The 18914-nt window shown below is 48.3% G+C and carries 19 protein-coding genes; 4 read left to right on the plus strand and 15 right to left on the minus strand.

Annotated features, from left to right (window positions below):
- Positions 1 to 30 precede the first annotated feature (30 nt).
- Positions 31 to 864, minus strand: coding sequence for a DUF2306 domain-containing protein (locus IE181_RS14045; RefSeq protein ID WP_191253993.1), 834 nt, complete (start codon positions 862 to 864; stop codon positions 31 to 33).
- Positions 865 to 1148: 284 nt separating this feature from the next.
- Between IE181_RS14045 and IE181_RS14050 the strand changes: the two genes are divergently transcribed.
- Together IE181_RS14050 and IE181_RS14055 are read left to right on the plus strand one after the other, a co-directional pair.
- Positions 1149 to 2264 (plus strand): helix-turn-helix domain-containing protein, encoded by a 1116-nt coding sequence (locus IE181_RS14050; RefSeq protein WP_191253994.1) that lies wholly within the window; start codon positions 1149 to 1151, stop codon positions 2262 to 2264.
- A 146-nt stretch (positions 2265 to 2410) separates the two neighbouring features.
- Complete coding sequence (locus IE181_RS14055; protein ID WP_191253995.1) at positions 2411 to 3361, plus strand: hypothetical protein; 951 nt, start codon at positions 2411 to 2413, stop codon at positions 3359 to 3361.
- Positions 3362 to 3606: 245 nt separating this feature from the next.
- On the opposite strand, the gene IE181_RS14060 is transcribed toward IE181_RS14055, so the two are convergent.
- The 14 genes from IE181_RS14060 to sfsA form a co-directional block, all read right to left on the minus strand.
- A complete protein-coding gene (locus IE181_RS14060) occupies positions 3607 to 4599 on the minus strand; it encodes a GlxA family transcriptional regulator (protein WP_191253996.1) in 993 nt (330 codons plus the stop codon).
- Between the two features lie 93 nt (positions 4600 to 4692).
- Complete coding sequence (locus tag IE181_RS14065) at positions 4693 to 6354, minus strand: amidase (protein ID WP_229819458.1); 1662 nt, start codon at positions 6352 to 6354, stop codon at positions 4693 to 4695.
- Positions 6355 to 6436: 82 nt separating this feature from the next.
- On the minus strand, positions 6437 to 7183 hold the full coding sequence (locus IE181_RS14070; RefSeq protein WP_191253997.1) for a formyltransferase family protein: 747 nt from the start codon (positions 7181 to 7183) through the stop codon (positions 6437 to 6439).
- A gap of 41 nt (positions 7184 to 7224) precedes the next feature.
- Complete coding sequence (locus IE181_RS14075) at positions 7225 to 8589, minus strand: DUF4910 domain-containing protein (protein WP_191253998.1); 1365 nt, start codon at positions 8587 to 8589, stop codon at positions 7225 to 7227.
- A gap of 134 nt (positions 8590 to 8723) precedes the next feature.
- Positions 8724 to 9647 (minus strand): cation diffusion facilitator family transporter, encoded by a 924-nt coding sequence (locus tag IE181_RS14080; RefSeq protein WP_191253999.1) that lies wholly within the window; start codon positions 9645 to 9647, stop codon positions 8724 to 8726.
- A gap of 148 nt (positions 9648 to 9795) precedes the next feature.
- On the minus strand, positions 9796 to 10299 hold the full coding sequence (locus IE181_RS14085) for a F0F1 ATP synthase subunit B family protein (protein ID WP_191254002.1): 504 nt from the start codon (positions 10297 to 10299) through the stop codon (positions 9796 to 9798).
- Position 10300: 1 nt separating this feature from the next.
- Entirely contained in the window at positions 10301 to 10846 is a 546-nt protein-coding gene (locus tag IE181_RS14090) for a F0F1 ATP synthase subunit B family protein (protein ID WP_191254004.1), read from the minus strand.
- A 107-nt stretch (positions 10847 to 10953) separates the two neighbouring features.
- Positions 10954 to 11181: a F0F1 ATP synthase subunit C gene (locus tag IE181_RS14095; RefSeq protein ID WP_191254006.1), complete on the minus strand. Its 228-nt coding sequence runs from the start codon at positions 11179 to 11181 to the stop codon at positions 10954 to 10956.
- A 60-nt stretch (positions 11182 to 11241) separates the two neighbouring features.
- Positions 11242 to 11991 (minus strand): F0F1 ATP synthase subunit A, encoded by a 750-nt coding sequence (locus IE181_RS14100; protein WP_191254008.1) that lies wholly within the window; start codon positions 11989 to 11991, stop codon positions 11242 to 11244.
- An 89-nt stretch (positions 11992 to 12080) separates the two neighbouring features.
- Positions 12081 to 12395, minus strand: coding sequence for an AtpZ/AtpI family protein (locus tag IE181_RS14105; protein WP_191254010.1), 315 nt, complete (start codon positions 12393 to 12395; stop codon positions 12081 to 12083).
- 277 nt (positions 12396 to 12672) lie between these two features.
- Positions 12673 to 13089, minus strand: a complete 417-nt coding sequence (locus IE181_RS14110; RefSeq protein WP_191254012.1) for an NUDIX domain-containing protein — start codon at positions 13087 to 13089, stop codon at positions 12673 to 12675.
- A gap of 32 nt (positions 13090 to 13121) precedes the next feature.
- Positions 13122 to 13829: a RadC family protein gene (gene radC, locus IE181_RS14115; protein ID WP_229819459.1), complete on the minus strand. Its 708-nt coding sequence runs from the start codon at positions 13827 to 13829 to the stop codon at positions 13122 to 13124.
- Positions 13830 to 13851: 22 nt separating this feature from the next.
- Complete coding sequence (gene map, locus IE181_RS14120) at positions 13852 to 14676, minus strand: type I methionyl aminopeptidase (protein WP_191254014.1); 825 nt, start codon at positions 14674 to 14676, stop codon at positions 13852 to 13854.
- A 28-nt stretch (positions 14677 to 14704) separates the two neighbouring features.
- Positions 14705 to 15397, minus strand: coding sequence for a DNA/RNA nuclease SfsA (gene sfsA / locus IE181_RS14125; RefSeq protein ID WP_191254016.1), 693 nt, complete (start codon positions 15395 to 15397; stop codon positions 14705 to 14707).
- 248 nt (positions 15398 to 15645) lie between these two features.
- Here sfsA and IE181_RS14130 point away from each other — a divergent pair, with 248 nt between their 5' ends.
- Together IE181_RS14130 and yghX are read left to right on the plus strand one after the other, a co-directional pair.
- Complete coding sequence (locus tag IE181_RS14130) at positions 15646 to 17838, plus strand: TonB-dependent receptor (protein WP_191254018.1); 2193 nt, start codon at positions 15646 to 15648, stop codon at positions 17836 to 17838.
- 132 nt (positions 17839 to 17970) lie between these two features.
- The gene (gene yghX / locus IE181_RS14135) at positions 17971 to 18864 is read left to right on the plus strand and encodes a YghX family hydrolase (protein WP_191254020.1); all 894 of its coding nucleotides are present in this window, start codon (positions 17971 to 17973) and stop codon (positions 18862 to 18864) included.
- Positions 18865 to 18914 lie beyond the last annotated feature (50 nt).

Consider the following 18914-nt stretch of genomic DNA (forward strand, 5'->3'; position numbering starts at 1 on the left):
TCCCGGTCGGGAGGAAGCAAACCTGACAAGCTAAATACGCGGTAGCCACATGCCCATTGTAGCACTGAAAATACCGGCAGCCATTAGCAAACTAAGGGCGAATATGCCCGTGGCAGTAAAAAGCTTCTGAGCCGCTGTTCCCCGAGCCTGAGCACGCAGATATATCTCCAGGAAAAATAGGGGCAATACATAAACCGCTGTGAATAGTACCGTCAAAAATGGTCCTGAGAAAGTAGCTGGATCAAAACCCACGGGCCGGCCATGTATCATGAGCCATGCCATTAAGCCTACTCTGAACATCCAAACACCACTGACCGCAACAAAAAGCCGTAAGGCCCATTCGCGGTGTTTCGCGAACTTTTTCACACGCGCGTATTTAAACGCCATAACCGCGCATGTGACAATGATCACGCCGTTAAGCATCAAGGTCACCTGCCCAAAAAAGTCACCTGCTACTTTGTCATACCGAGTCAGTATCATGTAGGCACCGCTTAGACTCATAATCATTGCAGTAAGTATATACAGCCTGCCATTCCAGCGGTGCAGCGCAGGCAGTTTACTACGGATCATCGGTATTAATTGCAGGAGCCCACCTACGGTAATAATGGCGGCAAATATAACATGGGCAACAACAGATATATTGCCCCCTACATCACCTTCAATATAGCCAGCAGGCATGACCTTGTTGAATCTCTCAATATCCCACAGTGCCACTGCCTTATAATAGAACGCAATGATATAGTAGGAGAAAATCAATTGCCCGCCAAGCACGGTCATGAACCAGAATTTCGCTGAATTTTCTATCGCTTTTCTGGCAAATACGGGACTAACGAAGCCCGCTGCTACTTTAGTTCGAGATGTCATGATATTCCTCTTTATCGCTTTTTGGTCTTTTTTTATTTATTGGGTATAGTGTTAGTATCTGTGGTTCATGGTCAGTGTTTGTACCGACGGCAGTGCCGCACTTCGGCGACAATGGCACTAACGCTGATCCATACAGATCACGCATAGATATGTTTTATTGAAAGATATTTCTTGCCGAATTTGAAATTCGGCCAGACCTTTTTATTTTTTATGTAAAAAAAGGTCATAACGGAAAATGACAGGTCTGGGATCTGGTCCACTGTATAAGAAGTGAATAGGTAAAAATGATAAGTCTGTTTACATTACAAGCCCTGCTACTGGCTCTCAGTATTCTCTTGATTCTTGCTCAAATGAAATTCATCCGTTCCAGCAAGGCACATCTTCTGTTTGCAATATTCTGTGCGTCCATTGCCTTTCTCATGGTGAAACAACTTTCAGCAACTATTATCACGCCGTTCCATTACCTGATCGGCATTGGCGCCAGTGCTACATGCAATGCTTTCTGGCTCCTCAGTCGGGTTTTATTCCGGCGTCGGAATGCTCTGGAGATACAGCATATCGCGGTTGCCCTCGCCATTGCCCTGATGGTTGCACTTAATCAGGGGTATCACTTCCTGCAGGGAATTGAATTCATCTCGCCGTCACCGGATAATTTTGTCAGCTATATGCTGGGGGAATTTACACTACTGCTTTCGTCTTGCATCCTCGCTCTAACCTTCTGGGAAGGTGTTCGCAATTTCAAGAAAGATACAGCGGAAGGAAAAGGGCAGAGGATCTTTTTCCTCTTGGTTTTCAGCAGCGCTCTGATAGGTAGCAAGATCGCAGAAGGACTAACCGCAAGCTCCCCACAAACACTCGAGTTTTGCATTGCCGCTATTATCGTTTTTGTCATGATCAATACCCAGATACTTCTTGTCTGGAAATATTCCGCGAACAGATTTTTCAGTCGCTTTTATCCGGCAGCAAACATGCCACCTACCATGCCACCAAACACATTGGAACAATCAGAAGGCCCCTTTGTAGAGGTACAATCTTTATCTCCCCTTGCTCGGCAAATCCACGATCTGCTAATCGGAGAATCTCTGTTTCTTCAGGAAAACCTAAAGGTCTGCGACATTGCCCAGAAACTGGGATGTTCAGAACATGCGATCAGCCACGCCATTCGAAACGACTTAGGTGCCAATAATTTCAACCAATTTATCAATCAGCTACGGATCAGCTACTCGCAAAAATTACTTGCGGACCCAAACAACAAAAGAAAATCCATTTTAACCATCAGTTTCGACAGTGGCTTCGCCTCCATTGGGCCATTCACCAGAGCTTTCAAAGCACTGACAGGTATGACACCGAGCGAATATCGTAACGCGCAATCAGGAAATAATTCTGGTCAAAATGCCTAATACAGATTCTAGCCCCTAAAGGTTTTTGTCTGATTGAAATGCCTGCATCACGTAGCGTCCTGACCGACCAAAAGCGCAGTTCTGTCGACTAATTCTGTGATTTATGATACCTTCCCTCATGAAATCAGCGTCAAGGGGGGCGGCTTATGTCTGTTCTATCAAAGGTCATTTCATTTCTTCTGATCGGGACTTTTCTTACGGCCTGCGGCCAATCCGCGGCACCACCTGAAAGCGACGAACCAGTAAAGTCGGAAAATATTCTGGAAATTACCGCCAAAAACATGCGGTTTGAGGGCCCTGCAACCATTAAATCCGGCTGGACCACTATGCGCCTGAAAAACAGTGACAATATGCTACATTTCGCACTGGTGGCAAAATTGCCAGACGGTATCACAGCTATGGATTACTCGGATGACCTGGGGAGTGTTTTTCAGGCTGGGTATGACGCCATGATGCAGGGTGAAAACACTGGTGCCGCTGAAATTTTCGCAACGATCCCAGCATGGTTCCAAGACCTGACATACCACGGCGGGCCCGGATTTACCGCAGGCGGCTTAACCACAGAGGCCACCATGTATCTGGAACCTGGAAATTATATCATCGAATGTTACATAAAATCCAACGGCGTTTTCCATTCTGCCAGCTATGAGAAAGGTGAACTGGCGATGCTGCTGCCCCTAACCGTATTGGCAGAAGAAGGCGGCATGGCAGAACCCGAAGCAAATGCAATTTTCACCATTGACGCCAAGGGATTCCATCTGTCAGCAGGGAGCCTGCAAGCAGGCGTTAACAGCATCAAAGTAAACTTTCAAACCCAAATCCGGTACCCATCAGCCAGCGGACAGGATATCCATTTCTTTAAGATCGACAGCCCCGAAGATAAGTCAACTGCTGTTTCCTATATGGACTGGCAGCAAAAGGAGGGGTTAGAAACGCCAGCCCCCCTACATTTTGTTGGTGGCATTAATGACGTGATGCCTGCGGGTTCTAGCGCCTACTTCACACTAACGCTGGAACCAGGCACATACGGCGCCATCGCAGAGGTACCAGATGCCGATAAAAAAGGCATGCTGCTGGAATTTACCATCACTCCGTAAATGATGGATGGATGGTATTCAGCCATGCCTTGAGTATCGGTACAAGGTCATACCGTCCGCCGGTCGCAACATTCGTGAAATTGTGATCACCGAAAGGCAAAACATGGATGGTGTGGTTGCTGCTAATTTGACAGTGTTTGACTGAATGTAAGTATCCTGACTATGCCAGACCATATCAGTAGCCGTCACACTGAAACCAAGCAGCAAATGACTAAAACAGCAAACTAGCAGTTGAACATATAGTCTCATGTCTCAAGTACTTTCGATAATAACGCACGGTATGCAGCTGGGCGCATTTCAAAGACCCTTTCAAAAGCCCGGGAGAAACTGTCTACTGAAGAAAATCCGGACTGTGCCGCAACAGTCTTCAGGCTAATATCCGGGGACAATAATGACTGGCGCGCAAGATCAAGGCGAATACGTTCGACATATCGGGCCGGTGACAACCCGGTCAGCTTCTTACATCGCCGTATCAATGTCCGTTCCGACAGGCCTGCTATTTCTGCCAGTTCAGTAACACTTGCTGCGTCTGCCGGATGATCCAGCACCCAGTTTAATATCTTTTCAATTTCTTTGTTCTGCGCAGTCTGCAGCGATAATGGTGCGGAAAACTGCGCCTGATTGCCGGGCCGGCGCACATATAGATTTAAATGTCGGGCAACCTGCCCCGCAGCCATGTCACCATAAAGACGCGATAACAAGACCAGCGTCATATCAATACCAGCCGTGACACCGCCTGATGACCAGTATTTACCATCGTGCAAATACAGGGACACGCCGTCCACAGCCACTTTTGGATACCGCTTTCTAAAGTCTTCCTCAAAATCCCAATGTATGCCAGACGCCTTATTGTCGAGAAGGCCGAGTTCAGCCAAAATATAGGCCCCTGTGCACACAGTTGCGACCAAGGTGGCGTTGTTACATAAATCAACCAGCCTCCTGCGGTCTGCTGCTGATAAATCCAGCTGCCTGCACCCAGCCCCGCCGGGGAAAAAGACGATGTCAAATTGATCACCTTCCGCCACGAGTCTGTCTGCTTTCAGGGTTAAACCACATTCAGTCGTCACCATCTGATCGGTTACAGAAAGGGTAGTCAGTTTGAAAGCGCACCCCGCAACATCATTCCCCATGGCCAGCACTGAACGTGGGCCAGTTAAATCGAGTGCTTCAAAATTATCAAAAAGGACAAAGGCAACAGAAACGTCTCTGCCGTCAGCTTTAGGAAGTAAATGGGTCATTCGGGGCCTTTCATCGCATAATGCTGGATGATAGCCCTGCAACGCCATGGCGTAAATGTCATTAATACGACATTTTACGCCATGGTTATAGTTTTACTCTGGCTTGTACGGCTTCATTGCTTTGGCAACTCTGGGCAGGTCTTCCGCATCCTTTAAATAACGCGGCTCCAGCCTCTTCTGTGACCGCTGCTCATAGGCATAGGCATAGGACAAAATCGCAGCATCCGTCATATATCCCCCGATAAAAGACAGACCAACAGAAAGTCCAGTAACCTCCCCCATCGGAACAGTGGCGTGTGGATAGCCTGCCCGTGCAGCATGAGACCCATACCCTGGCCAAGCGGGCCATACATCACCGTTCGCCGGATCAACACGCGGCACCACAACACCGGACGGTGCAACCAATACATCCACATCATAGGTAGCCAGTAACAGATCAAGGCCGTTGTCCTGTGTGGTTTCCCGAACTAAATCTACTGCGGCTTTATAGTCAGCACTGTCAACATCCGCCATCTCCTCAGATGACAACAATATACTTTGATCAAATAAAGCAAGCTCCACATCCGCATGTTCCAGATTAAAAGCAATCAAATCCGCAAGCGTTCGTACCCGTACCTGCGCCGGATCGGTGGATGCCAGATATTTATTTAAACCATCCTTAAATTCATATTTCAGCAGGTCATATGCCTTGGCACCAAACCCGTCTGGTACAGAAGGCCGGTCTGTGATTTCAACCAATATGCCACCAGCGGCTTCGATATCCGCCAGTGCCTCATTAAATCTGGCAATAACCGGATGATAGGCCCCTTCCGCAAACCGGAGAACTCCAACCCGCACCCCTTTCAGTGCCTCTGGGGACAATCGGGTCGTATAATCCACGTCCGGTGTGGTTGTTGCCATGGCATTCATCATCATGGCTGCGCCCATCACGGTTTTGGTCATCGGACCTGCGGTGTCCTGCGTCGCGGATATGGGTATGATATGGTCTTGCGGTATTACCCCAACCGTTGGTTTGAAGCCGACAATGCCGCTTGCATTTGAAGGACAAATGATAGAACCGTTCGTTTCCGTGCCGACCGTTCCCGCTGCCAGGGAGGCAGCAGCAGCTGCACCTGAGCCAGAACTTGATCCACAGGGGTTTCTGTCCAGCATGTGCGGGTTTCGCACTTGACCGCCAAGCGCGGACCAACCGGACATGGAATCAACGGACCTGAAATTTGCCCACTGACTTAAATTCGTCTTGCCCAGTATGATTGCCCCTGCATCACGCAGTCCCTTAACAAGCGGGCTGTCACGGCCAGTCATATTGTCTTTCAGGGCCAATGCCCCGGCCGTGGTCGGCATAGGATCTTTCGCTTCAATATTGTCTTTCAGCAAGACCGGAACACCGTGGAGCGGACCTACAATCTCGCCTGCGGCCATTTTCGCATCCAGGGCTTTGGCCTGTGCTACTGCGTCAGGATTTAAGGTCAACACTGACTGCAGGGTAGGCCCAGACCTGTCCACAGCTTCAATTCGGTCCATATAGAGCTGAACCAATTCTGCTGAAGTGACTTCTCCTGCTTGAACGGCACTGGCAATTTCCGGTAGGGATTTCGACAAAATCCCCCGAGGCTGATAGCCTACGATTGAATCAGAGGACGTGTCATCACTTGTCACTCCCTCTGTTGGTGTTGTTGGTGTGGCCTCTGAACATGCAACCACCGTCAGCATCAACGCTGATAATACGATCCCTCTTTTTCCTGTTAGTCCCATTAGCCCCCTCCTATGCTGCTTTCAAATGTTGAAAGCCTATTTGCGACTGCACACATGCAGTTCTGCTACCCAATTGACATTATTAGAATTGTCGCCACAAGTCAGGATCTGTTTGCTCCAACTCACCAGCAAGATATGCATCTACAATTCGATCATTATAAAAATCATATATCAAGCGAAGGTGCGAAGGATGCCAGTCTTTAGAACGCCAAAGCCGTCCTGATGTACGGTGGTGTTTTTTTTGAAGTATCTTTTTCTCTGAATATACTTGCAGAAGCTTTGGTAGCTCTGTTGCAAGTCCCTGAACTGCCCGACAAGCTAAATCATGAATGCCGTCACCTTTTACTAACGGCGCTGCATTTTGATGCACGACATCGCCTTGATCCAACTCCATAGTCAAATCATGCACAGTCATTCCTGTCATTTGTGGTGCCAAAAAATAACTTGGCCAAAAATGAGTTATTGCCCCTCTATACCAAGGTGAAAGACCGCCGTGGATGTTCCATTTTTCGCCATGCACGACTGAAAGGGTCTCCTCCGATAGCATATGTACGCCGTAGCTTAGCAGAATATCGGGGTTGATAGATTGAAGAAAGCTTCCGACAGCCTCACCGTTCAAGTCCTCTTTCGTGACATGCAGGGTTTTCACTCGCGGTAAGTCACTGGAAGAGAAAAAGCGTGTCTCTGCATCCTTGCGCTTCTGAAAATGATGAATGAAAAGTTTTTCAAGATCACTGCTCAACCCCTGTGGCGGAAGGGGCATGTGTTCTTCCCGTTGCTCCACAATAAGGCCAGCAAGCGCCCCCGTCTCGGCCAAGGCTCTGGCCATCATGGCATGCCTGGGATGGGACCCCGTTATAAAGGCTATTTTCATAACTTGGGTAACTCACAGTGATAAGCAATCATGCCAGCTTCCTCTAACCTCTCAACCTCTGCTATCAAATCATCAATTTGGCAGTCAGCTGCCTCTGCAATTTCAAAAAGATCGGTTTTTCCATCAGCCATATTTAAAAGTTTTAAACGCCTGTTCAGTTCAGTACGCCCGTCAACTCTTGTATCGTCTGATTTTTCCCGGGATGAGGCGTTGTTCATATTAGGGTACAGTCCCCGCTTACCTAATTGCGGCTCCCCAAAGGGTAATAAATTAACAGGGCAGTCGGCGACCTCGCCATAAAGCAACAGACTTTCAATCGTATCAACGCTTTTCACAAGCTGATCAATTGACATAAATTCCTTTGTATCCAGTGAGTTATGATACCCATCATATTCGCCATAAACCGTACGTGCAATTTGCCCAACGGGCAACTGAATGCCCGGAGCACCATACTGTCTTTCGTCAGACCCTCCTAGCGGACAAAACGGTGTTGCGATAACCTGCTCAGGCAGCCTTAACTGCTTATATTGTTTTTTCGACAACATTTTATCAAAGATATTATCGCCATTACGACTTGCCTTATACCGCAATTTATCCGTTGGTCCGCCAAGACATGTCAGCACCAACCCAGCATGCAAATTATCTTTCAACTGCGCTCCATACCTTGATAGAAAGCACAGTGCTCCAATCGTCTCAGGATTAAGCAAAAACCTGTAACTATACCGACGACGGGGCCACTTCTTAATACGGTTGTAAAGTGCCAACAGCACTAATGGGCCTGATAACTCATTATTTGCAAGTGACGGATGACACAGATAACTGGAAAGCAATATTTCCTTAGAGGCCTGGCCCTCAAGCAAGGTATGCGCGAACGGAACACCTCCCTCTTTGAACGAAGCATCAATACTGACTTCATAGGTCCCGGGTGCAAGCTTCTCACGATCTTCATGCTTCAGGCAAAAACCCCATGTACGCTGATAATAACTGGTAACATAGGGAACTGCAGTCGGTAGCGACGGAAGACTGTGCAAATGCGGCTGCAACTGCTCAAGCGAAAATCTACCCTTGATGCCCTCAGAATAATTCAGAACATGAAGGTTGTTAACGTCAGTATCACAAATGACAGTGCCGCATGGAGCCGTGAGCATTGCCCTTTTGCAGTGCCATTCCAACGGAACTTCCCAATCAAAAACCTTGGCCCCAGAGGGCACTAGCTCCCTCTGTAGAGGCATGAATTTTTCAAAAAAGTCCAAGGAACGCTCAAGACCCGGACCTGTAATCGAGCGCAAAATAGGAAATAAGTGATCAAATGCCTTATCTAATAATAAATACTCTTCATCACGATCTACAGAATTTAACATAATCAGCGCTCATACTCTTCTCTTTGACTAGAAAACTATAACGTGATCTTAGTGAGTGCAATTTAAATACCATAGTAATTACTATCAATTAAGACAGACTAGGCATCACACTGTGAAAAACAGACCAAGAAAGACTAGTCTTCAATATGGGCGATTTCGCGAATGGTCAGATCTTCTGATACTTCAGCCGGTGCAGGCGGATCGATATGGATCAGTATCTCTGCGTCCGGAAACACTTCGCTCAGCGCGGCCTCCGCTTCGTCCGCAATCAGGTGACCCGCATGCACGGTAATAGTACCGTCTACTTCCAAATGCATCTGGATAAATTTATCACGGCCAGATGTGCGTGTTTTCAGATCATGCACCCCCAGAACGCCATTCCCTTCCATGACGATATTGAAAATCTGCTCCCGTTCCTCATCAGAAAACTCCCGGTCCATCAGCATATGAATGGCAGGAACAACAATATCGTAAGCACCGTACAGAATATATGCTGCAATCATCAGTCCGATGATACCGTCGGCAAGCATATAGCCGGCACCGGCCAGAAAAGCCGCGAGGATTACACCGGCATTCAGCAATAAATCACCCTTATAGTGAAGGTGGTCCCCAGATACTGCCAGTGACTTGGTGTGTCGGATCACATAACTTTGGAACAAGATCAAAAGCAGTGTTAACCCGATGGACACCGCAGAGACAACCATCACCAAATTAGTGGCACTAACCGGTTCTGGTGACCAGATACGGCCAATACTTTCCAGTGCCAGGTACGCTGCTGAGCCAGACATAATAGATGCCTGGAACAAACCGGCCAGAGCCTCGGCCTTACCGTGACCAAATCGGTGGTCCTCATCAGGTGGCAGCAACGCTAACTTAATGGCATAAAGCGTAACTAGAGACGCAGCCAAATCGAGCGTGCTGTCAGCAAGTGACCCCCACATAGCAACAGAGCCAGAGAGCCACCAAGCCACACCCTTTATAGAGATCAGGATAACGGCCACCATAACTGATGCCCGGGATGCCCACCGCATTAAACTGTCTTGTCTATCACGCGTCATAACACTGTATTCCTGCTTATCGCCGGTAAAAAATAGAGAGCTCTTTCGGAATGTCAATCGAACATCCAGAAAGAAAAAACGCCGGGAACAGTCCCGGCGTTTCCAACTATATAGCAGAGCAATCCAAACTCTGAAACGCCAACACCTACTAGTGTAGTTTAGCGCCTGTTTCTTTGATCGACTTGTCAATCAGTGCTGTACCAGCTTTGCCCTTGAGAGCGTCGCCAAGCACAGTAGAAGCTGCTTCAACAGCAACAGCAACAGCCGCTGCCTGCACTTCTTTGACTGCATGTGCTTCAGCCTGCGCAATTTTCTCAGACGCCATACGTGTACGACGTTTGATCATTGCGTCAATATCAGCCTTCGCCTGATCTGCAAGAATTTTTGCGTCTTCATTCGCCTGCGCAACCATGTCAGCGGCTTCTTTTTCCGCATCACGCTGTTTACGCTGGAAATCGATTAAAAGCTGTTCTGTTTCTTCGCGAAGAGAACGTGCTTCTTCGATCTGCTTGCGGATAGCGTTAGAACGCTCATCCAGCATGGCACCAATAGTCTTGTGCGCTTTCGCGTACACTACACCACCAATGAAAACCACAAAGGAGCCAGCAACCCAAAATGTTGGATCAAGGTAAAATGCTTCACCTGCCGCCATGTTATGCTCCCTTCGCAGAGTTTAAGGCGTTCTCAACAGCTTTGTTGATATCTGCGTCCGACGCATCAACACCTGCCAGCTTTTCAGCCAAATCACGTGTGATGTCTTTTGCCATATCACCAAGCCCTTCAAGAGCCTTGTCTTTTGCAGCTCTGATCGCAGCTTCTGCGTTTGCAGCTTCTGCATTCAGCTTTGCATCGAGTTCAGACTGGGCTTTGGCCATGTCCTTCTGGATTTGCGCCTTGGCTTCCGCCATTACAGCCTGCGCCTCGGCACGGGCAGTAGCAAGAGATGCTTCATAAGCAGCTTTAGTTTCATCAGCGTCACGACGCTGTGTCTCAGCCTTATCAAGATCACCTGCAATGCGCTCTTCGCGCTCCTCAAGAACCTTGGTTACACGTGGAAGTGCGACCTTGGATACAATAACAAGGAGAACGATGAAGGATAGAAACAGCCATACGATCTGTTCTTCAAATGTTGTGAAGTCAAGCTGCGGCAAACCGCCAGCCTCTTTATTCGCAACTTCTGTAGTAGCTGTAGTAGCCATGTCCTGTCTCTCTTATCTGGCACCCAGGGTCAGAAAACCTGGCCCCATCAGTACCCGTTACATTCTGAATAAGGAGCCCGCATGCGCAGGCTCCAGACGTTCGAAACTTAAAGTACGAACAGGATCAGGAATGCGATAACGAGAGCGAACAGAGCAACCGCCTCTGTCAGGGCAAAGCCCAGAAGCAGGTTACCGAATACTTTTGGTGCAGCAGATGGGTTACGCAGTGCACCGTTCAGGTAGCTACCGAAGATGTTACCCAGACCAATACCAACACCAGCCAGAGCGATAGTTGCGATACCAGCACCAATTGCTTTTGCAGCTTCGAGTTCCATTTTGAATTCCTTTTGTTTCTAAATAGTCAAGTTATTACGTAGTTAAGTTCAAACCGTATCTTAGTGCGAAGGATGCATCGCATCGTTCAGGTAGATACAGGAAAGAATGGCGAATACATAGGCCTGTAGGAAAGCTACGAGGATTTCCAGACCAGTCATGAAGATGTTAAAGGCAAATGGCAATACTGCGCCAAAATATCCTGCAACACCGATGCTCCCGAGGCTGATTACAAAGCCTGCGAAAATTTTCATCATCAAGTGACCAGCGAGCATGTTTGCAAACAAACGAACGCTCAGGCTGATTGGACGGATCAGATAACTGATGATTTCGATCACCACGATCAAAGGCAGCAGCCAGCCAGGCGCGCCAGATGGTGCGAAAAGTTTCAGATATCCAAGACCATGCTTGAAGAAACCAATAAGCGTCACACCGACAAAGACAGTTGCCGCCAGGGCAAAGGTCACAACGATATGGCTTGTTACGGTAAAGCTGTATGGAACCATGCCAAGAAGGTTACAGCCAAGGATGAACATGAACAAAGTGAAGATGAAAGGAAAATATTGCTTCCCTTCTTTACCGACATTTTCTTTGACCATATTGGCGACAAATTCGTACGCCATTTCAACCATTGTCTGCCACCGGCCAGGAACCAGGGCGCTTTTGCGCATACCACCAGTCAGGAAAAGCGTAACCAAAGTTACAACAATAACCATCATCAGCGAGCTATTGGTGAAGGATGCATCAACCCCTGCGATATGAAATTCCGCGAGAGGTTTAATTTCGAACTGCTCAAGAGGACTATGTGCCACGACTATCGTCTCTTTCTCGGCTATGGCTTGCTTCGTACCTCACCCCACTTGGTTCGGATTAGAGCGTACTAGGCTTGCCTTTTAAAAACTCATTTATCTTTGGATTTGTATTCTGCTTCCAGCAAGACTTGCATGCGTTTGGATTCACGAACAACATTTCTGATCCCTGCCCCGAAACCGAGAAACAACATCAGAATCAGAAACAACGGCTTAGTTCCTAACCAGTCATCCAGTGTATTGCCGATTAACAAACCGACAAGAACACCGGCAACCAGCTCTATCCCTAACCTCCAGGCTATTCCAACCGGTGATGGTGCATCTTCCTGCACATCCTCGGTTACCTGGCTGCGGGCCTTTTTAAGCCGATCGTCCAGAGATTTCAGATTTGGCTCTTGATCAGTCATAGCCTTACTCCGTCATCCCTAGTTCGCAACCCAAAAGCAGCGTATCTCAATCATAGACACAGAATCACTGCCAAAGGCACGCGCAACATAGTGTTGAGGGCAAGGGATGTCAAGAACAGGATTCCCCCCGTTTTATACTTTCAAAAAGGAGCGCATACACACCAGTACTTAATATTCAAAGAGGGCACCTTAACATACTGTAAAGGTATGACTTTTTGGAATTGAGCACAACTGGAAACTTAGTGACAATAAGCCGAGACATCGCCCTCAAATCGTCTTATACATTCCCCATACGACGGTCGCACATCGATATGGCAGTTTTATAGCCGTATGCCAGTTTCTTTTTCAGGGCTGCCCGAGGTTTCATAAACTCATAGCTATCATGTTCTTCAGATAGCATAACTTCATAGTGCTTGGCATTATGCTTCAAATCAGCCTCATAGACGATCACATAGCGGTCGCCAACATGCGGGTGTGCTTTGACCCAACTGGCAACATACCGAAACTTCTTCGCTTTCAGGCCAGTTTCTTCCAACACTTCGCGCTTCAGAGCCTTACGGATTTTCTCACCGTCATCAACTTTGCCGCCCGGCAAATCCCAAAGACCTGATGTTTTGCGCATCACCAGTACTTTGCCATCCCGTGTAACCAGAATTGCCTTCGCCGAAACTGGCAAACGTCTAGGGATTCGCATAGCTTCGAAAATTCTACGCCACTGCAAAAGCATTAAAGAAGACCCTTGGATTTGAAACTTGTATGACCATACCTGCCGACTATTACATGGTCATGAACCATTATGTCCAGTTTTTTACACGCCTCTGCAACTTCACGTGTCATGGCAATGTCAGCCTTAGACGGTGACGGGTCGCCTGAAGGGTGATTATGCACCAAAATCAATGCACTGGCATGAAGTTCCAGTGCTCTCCGTACAATCTCTCGCGGATATACCGGCGTGTGGTCCACCGTACCCTCGCCCAGCTTTTCATCAGCCAATATGGTATTTTTGCGGTCCAGAAACAAAACCCTAAACTGTTCCCGCTTTTCATGGACAAGGCGCGTTCGAACATAATCCAGGAGAGCCTTCCAGTTGGACACAACGGGTCTGTCCATCATTTCTGACTTTGCAAGCAGGACAGCAGCAGCCTGCACTGTCTTGATCGCACCAATTGCTGCGTCGCCTAAGCCGTCCATTTTTCTAAGAGCCGTGACATCAGCAGTTAAGACACCGCCAAGACTACCAAATGCCTGAATCAACTGTTTCGCCAGTGGCTTTACATCACGCCTTGGAATGGCTGTAAACAACAGCATTTCCAGAACTTCATAGTCTGCAACGCTATCCAGACCACCTTTTAAAAATCGGTTACGGAGCCGCTGCCGGTGCCCCGCTCCGTGTGATACCGCATTCTTTTTATTATCGATCGCCGTTCCCCCCAAATGACAAACAATAAGCTATAAGTTAAAGAGAATATGGTGGGCAGTCCCAGCCTTTTGGTGACTTGGTGAAAACCTCTACCCCGTCCTCGGTAACGCCCATAGTATGTTCAAACTGCATGGAAAGCGACTTATCACGCGTAACCGCCGTCCAGTCGTCTGCCAGAACCTTAGTTCCCGCTTTGCCTGCGTTAATCATAGGTTCGATAGTGAAAAACATTCCCGGCTTCAGCTCTGGCCCTGTGCCTGCTTTACCAAAATGCATGACGGAAGGTTCATCGTGGAACATCTGGCCAATACCGTGGCCGCAAAAGTCACGAACTACGGAAAACCTGTTAGCTTCTGCATGTTCCTGAATTGCTGCACCAATATCCCCCAAATGCGCCCCAGGCTTCACAGCCTCGATCCCCTTCCAGAGACATTCAAAAGTGTTGTCGCAAAGACGCTGCGCCAATATCTTTGGCTTGCCAACGAAAAACATACGTGACGTGTCGCCGTACCAGCCGTCTAGGATAACCGTCACATCAATGTTCAGGCTATCCCCTTCTTTCAGCTTTTTAGGCCCGGGAATACCGTGGCAGACGACATGATTGATCGACGTACAAATCGACTTGGGAAACCCTTTATAGTTAAGGGGTGCCGCAATCGCCCCGTGATCCGTTATGAAGTCATGACACAACCGGTCCAGTTCCTCGGTTGTGATACCCGCACGTACATGCGGTGTAATATAGTCGAGCGTTTCTGCTGCCAGTCTGCCGGCCTTGCGCATGCCTTCGAAGGCTTCTTTACCATGCAATTTAATGGCGCCAGTGCGGGTTTTGGGTGCTTCAGATGCGTCAATATAGGTCATGCTGTCCTAGGTTCTTTTCTTAGTTCTGTTACAAATTAATCTTTACCGCTGTATCCACGGATATTTCTGTCTCGTCAAGTTTGCACTTATAACACAGTAACTCCACACCTGCCTCATTTGCAGCCTTCAATGCCTCGGCATACGCTGGATCAATATCGCGAGCCACGGTGAAAATTTCACAGTCTGGGCGCTGCACCAGATAGACCATTACGGCTCTGTGGCCCGCGGCTACCATATCTATGAGTTCCAGCAAATGTTTTGTGCCGCGTGCGGTTACAGCATCAGGAAACCGGGCTTCTTCCCCAACCTTAAGCGTAACATTCTTCACTTCCACATAAATAGACTGTGCACCCTCAAGCAACAAATCAATTCTGCTGTTCTGGCCGTATTTGACTTCTCGCCGCAGTGTTTCAAAGTCGGTCAGCTCTGGAATTTTTCCGGCAAGAATAGCTTCTTCCACAATATGGTTCGGCCTACTGGTGTTAATACCCACCTTGACACCATCCGCCTCAACCATTTCCCAGCGCCAATCCAGTTTGGCTTTGGGATTGGTATTGGGGGATAGCCATACCGTACTACCCGGCTCCTTTAATCCCATCATGGAGCCAGAATTCGCACAGTGCGCCGTAATGATAGATCCATCAGCTAATTGGATGTCCGCCAAAAATCTCTTATACCGTTTAATTAAGATACCTTTTGTAAGTTTGCCTTCGAACTTCATACCCAATCCCGTTTAACAATCACCGTATAGCCAGCGCGCATTTTTATAGGGTTTTGCGCTATTTTTCCCTCTAAATGGGCATAGTCGTTGCCAGATTACAACAGTCAGCACCGTCAATGTTGCACTTTCTTGACAAGAAGGACGAGATTCACTTCGAAAATTCTAATTTCCTGCTATGACTCACGCCAATTCTTGAGGAGCACAGAATGCTCACGGATTATTTGTATTTTCAATGTCGGAGAAACGCCATGACTACCACTTTGCGGAAAAGCGCGATGATGCTTGCTGCTGGTACTTCCTTTGCTGCCCTATCAACTGGTGCTTTTGCACAAGCTGACTCTGTAACTCTGGAAGAAATCGTTGTAACTGCACAAAAACGTGAACAGAGCCTGCAGGACGTTCCAATCTCTGTAACAACCATGCGCGGTGAGAAGTATGATAACTTTGCTGCTGGTGGCGGCGATATTCGCCTGCTTGCTGCTCGCATCCCGGGTTTGAACGCAGAATCCTCTAACGGCCGTGTAGCACCACGTTTCTACATTCGCGGACTCGGTAACACAGATTTTGATCTTGCTGCCTCTCAGCCTGTATCCATCATTATGGATGAAGTTGTGATGGAGCGCGTTGTCCTCAAATCATTCCCGCTGTTTGACGTTGAGCGTATCGAAGTTCTTCGTGGCCCACAGGGAACACTGTTCGGTCGTAACACACCAGCAGGTATCGTTAAGTTTGACAGCGTTAAGCCTGGCGATGAAGTTGAAGGATACTTGAAAGCATCCTACGGCAGCCGCGGCACCCGCAGCATTCGCACTGCTGCTACCCTGCCTGTAAGCGACACTTTCTCTGTCCGTGTATCCGGCCTGTATGCTGGTCGCGACGACTGGATCGACAATGGCTACACTGGTCAGGATGATGCCATGGGCGGTTTTGAAGATGTTGCTGGTCGTGTTATTGCGCGCTTCAGCCCGAATGAAAACTTTGAAGCCCTTCTGAACGTACATGCTCGTACACTTGACGGAACGGCAACTATTTTCCGTGCCAACGTATTGACCACAGGCAGCAACGAACTGAACGACAATTATGATCGTGACACTGTTTATTTTGATGAAGGCGACAACAACCCACAGGAATATGACAACTTTGGTGCCAATCTGAAGCTGACTTATGACATGGATACCGTTTCCCTGACATCTATCACTGCGTTTGAACAGGCAGATGGTCGCAGTCTTGGCGATATTGATGGCGGTTACGGTGCTGTTTACCTGCCGGAAATGGGCCCAGGTGTGATCCCGTTCAACAGCCAGACACAAGACAGTGTTGACGACCTGGATCAGTTCACTCAGGAATTCCGTCTTGCAAGCAACACGGATGAAGCGCTGCAGTGGCAGGCTGGTTTCTACTATTTCAAAGATGACCTGACTGTTTCGACTAATCCTTTCTTCACGTCACCATCTACAGTGACCCATGAAAACGAGGCATGGTCTTTGTTTGGACAAGTATCTTATGATACCTCTGACGCAACAACAGTAACTGTTGGCGTGCGCTACACAGATGACCAAAAAGACCTGGATGCTGTAAACGCGGTCGGTGTTATTTTCACAGAAGAAGCATCCGCAGACCGCCTGAGCTGGGACATTGCAGTAAATCATATCGTTGATGATAACCTGTCTGTGTACACGCGTTTGGCACAGGGCTTCCGTGCACCATCTATTCAGGGCCGTGACATTGCATTCTTTGCTGCACCATCTGTCGCTAAGGAAGAAGTTATCACGTCTGGTGAAGTTGGTTTCAAATCCACTCTGAACGACAACCGTGTACGTCTGAACGGTTCTGTCTACTATTGGCAGATGAAAGATCAGCAACTTACCGCTGTTGGTGGTACCAACAACCTTATCCAACTGGTCAATGCTGACAAAACAGTTGGTTACGGCTTCGAGACTGACCTTGAGTGGCTTGCAAGTGAGAACCTGTCGTTCACAGCTGGCATCAGCTACAATAAAACCAAGCTGAAGGACGATACACTTGCTGTTGGCACATGCGGTAGCGGCATGTGTACAGTTGTGAACAGTCTGAATGCTGACGGCTTTGCCCTGGTTGACGGCAATGCACTGCCACAGGCGCCGCTATGGCTCGTAAACTTTACAGCAACATACACATACCCTGTTTCTGACAGCAGTGACTTCTTCTTCACAACCGATTGGTTCCTCGAAGGCAAAAAGAACCTGTTCCTGTATGAAACACGTGAATATTACACCAACGGTGATTTCGAAGGTGGCGTTCGCATGGGTCTGACGTTCAACGACGGTCAGTATGAAGTTGCAGTCTTTGGTCGTAACATCACCAACGAAAGCAACCTTAAAGGCGGTATCGACTTCAACAACAATACTGCTTTTGTTAACGAACCACGCACATGGGGCCTTGCTCTTAGCGCGAAGTTCTAAGATTACTGAAATCATACCAGATTAAACCATTATCCCCGGAGTACTCTCTCCGGGGATTTTTCTTGCCTAATTTGTGACTTGACCCAGCCAGCCCTCCTTCCCAGAATGATCCATGGATAAGGGAGGCATTTCATGAAACGAAAATCAGCAAAAGACTTTCACCCCGACCTGCTGGAAATATTTGACGGCTACGTCCACGGCATTATCAGCAAACGGGACTTTTTACGACAGGCAGGAAAATTTGCTGTCGGCGGGATGACTGCAGCGGCCCTTCTTGGGGAACTCGCACCAAATTATGCACTGGCAGAACAGGTCCCGGAGGATGACCCCGACATTTCTACTGACTGGATAAGCTACAATTCACCAGACGGCCACGGCGATATCAAAGGATATTTATGCAGACCTGCAGACGCGGCAGCCAGCACCAAGTTACCAGCCATTCTGGTTATTCACGAAAATCGCGGTCTGAATCCTTATATTCAGGACGTGGCGCGCCGCTGTGCAAAAGCTGGCTTTATGGCACTTGCTCCTGATGGCTTATCACCTCTTGGCGGCTACCCCGGCACAGACGATGAAGGCAGAACCATGCAGCGGTCCATGGATAGCACCAAATTGATGGAAGATTTTTTTGCCGCCTACGAACATCTGGTCGCACGGGATGATTGCACGGGCAAGGTTGGTGCTGTCGGATTTTGTTACGGCGGAGGCGTTTGTAATGCATTGGCCGTTGCTTACCCCGAGCTAGCTGCCTCCGTACCCTTTTATGGCCGCCATGCCCAGGCAGAGGATGTACCAGCGATACAAGCGCCGCTAATGATACACCTTGGCGCACTGGACAAGCGTATCAATGACGGCTGGCCCGCGTATGAAGCAGCACTGAAAGCAAATGATAAAGACTATGTTATGTATATGTACGAAGGCGCCAATCACGGGTTTCATAACGACACGACCCCCCGCTATGACCCAGACGCGGCAGAACTCGCATGGCAAAGAACGCTGTCATTTTTTCAGGAGAAATTGACCTAGACGGTCATACCCGGGCGCTACCTCAGCGGTAACGCCCGGGTATCAGTTAC

It is taken from the genome of Kordiimonas sediminis (assembly GCF_014656395.1).
Taxonomy (GTDB): Bacteria; Pseudomonadota; Alphaproteobacteria; order Sphingomonadales; family Kordiimonadaceae; genus Kordiimonas_A; species Kordiimonas_A sediminis.

Coding starts and splice junctions, on each gene's coding strand:
- IE181_RS14075 (WP_191253998.1), bottom strand. CDS start 8,589: ATGTTAAATTCTGTAGATCGTGATGAAGAGTATTTATTATTAGATAAG.
- IE181_RS14080 (WP_191253999.1), bottom strand. CDS start 9,647: ATGACGCGTGATAGACAAGACAGTTTAATGCGGTGGGCATCCCGGGCA.
- IE181_RS14110 (WP_191254012.1), bottom strand. CDS start 13,089: ATGCGAATCCCTAGACGTTTGCCAGTTTCGGCGAAGGCAATTCTGGTT.
- IE181_RS14050 (WP_191253994.1), top strand. CDS start 1,149: ATGATAAGTCTGTTTACATTACAAGCCCTGCTACTGGCTCTCAGTATT.
- IE181_RS14065 (WP_229819458.1), bottom strand. CDS start 6,354: ATGGGACTAACAGGAAAAAGAGGGATCGTATTATCAGCGTTGATGCTG.
- IE181_RS14095 (WP_191254006.1), bottom strand. CDS start 11,181: ATGGAACTCGAAGCTGCAAAAGCAATTGGTGCTGGTATCGCAACTATC.
- IE181_RS14090 (WP_191254004.1), bottom strand. CDS start 10,846: ATGGCTACTACAGCTACTACAGAAGTTGCGAATAAAGAGGCTGGCGGT.
- IE181_RS14060 (WP_191253996.1), bottom strand. CDS start 4,599: ATGACCCATTTACTTCCTAAAGCTGACGGCAGAGACGTTTCTGTTGCC.
- IE181_RS14085 (WP_191254002.1), bottom strand. CDS start 10,299: ATGGCGGCAGGTGAAGCATTTTACCTTGATCCAACATTTTGGGTTGCT.
- yghX (WP_191254020.1), top strand. CDS start 17,971: ATGAAACGAAAATCAGCAAAAGACTTTCACCCCGACCTGCTGGAAATA.
- IE181_RS14055 (WP_191253995.1), top strand. CDS start 2,411: ATGTCTGTTCTATCAAAGGTCATTTCATTTCTTCTGATCGGGACTTTT.
- IE181_RS14045 (WP_191253993.1), bottom strand. CDS start 864: ATGACATCTCGAACTAAAGTAGCAGCGGGCTTCGTTAGTCCCGTATTT.
- map (WP_191254014.1), bottom strand. CDS start 14,676: ATGACCTATATTGACGCATCTGAAGCACCCAAAACCCGCACTGGCGCC.
- sfsA (WP_191254016.1), bottom strand. CDS start 15,397: ATGAAGTTCGAAGGCAAACTTACAAAAGGTATCTTAATTAAACGGTAT.
- IE181_RS14105 (WP_191254010.1), bottom strand. CDS start 12,395: ATGACTGATCAAGAGCCAAATCTGAAATCTCTGGACGATCGGCTTAAA.
- IE181_RS14130 (WP_191254018.1), top strand. CDS start 15,646: ATGACTACCACTTTGCGGAAAAGCGCGATGATGCTTGCTGCTGGTACT.
- IE181_RS14070 (WP_191253997.1), bottom strand. CDS start 7,183: ATGGCCAGAGCCTTGGCCGAGACGGGGGCGCTTGCTGGCCTTATTGTG.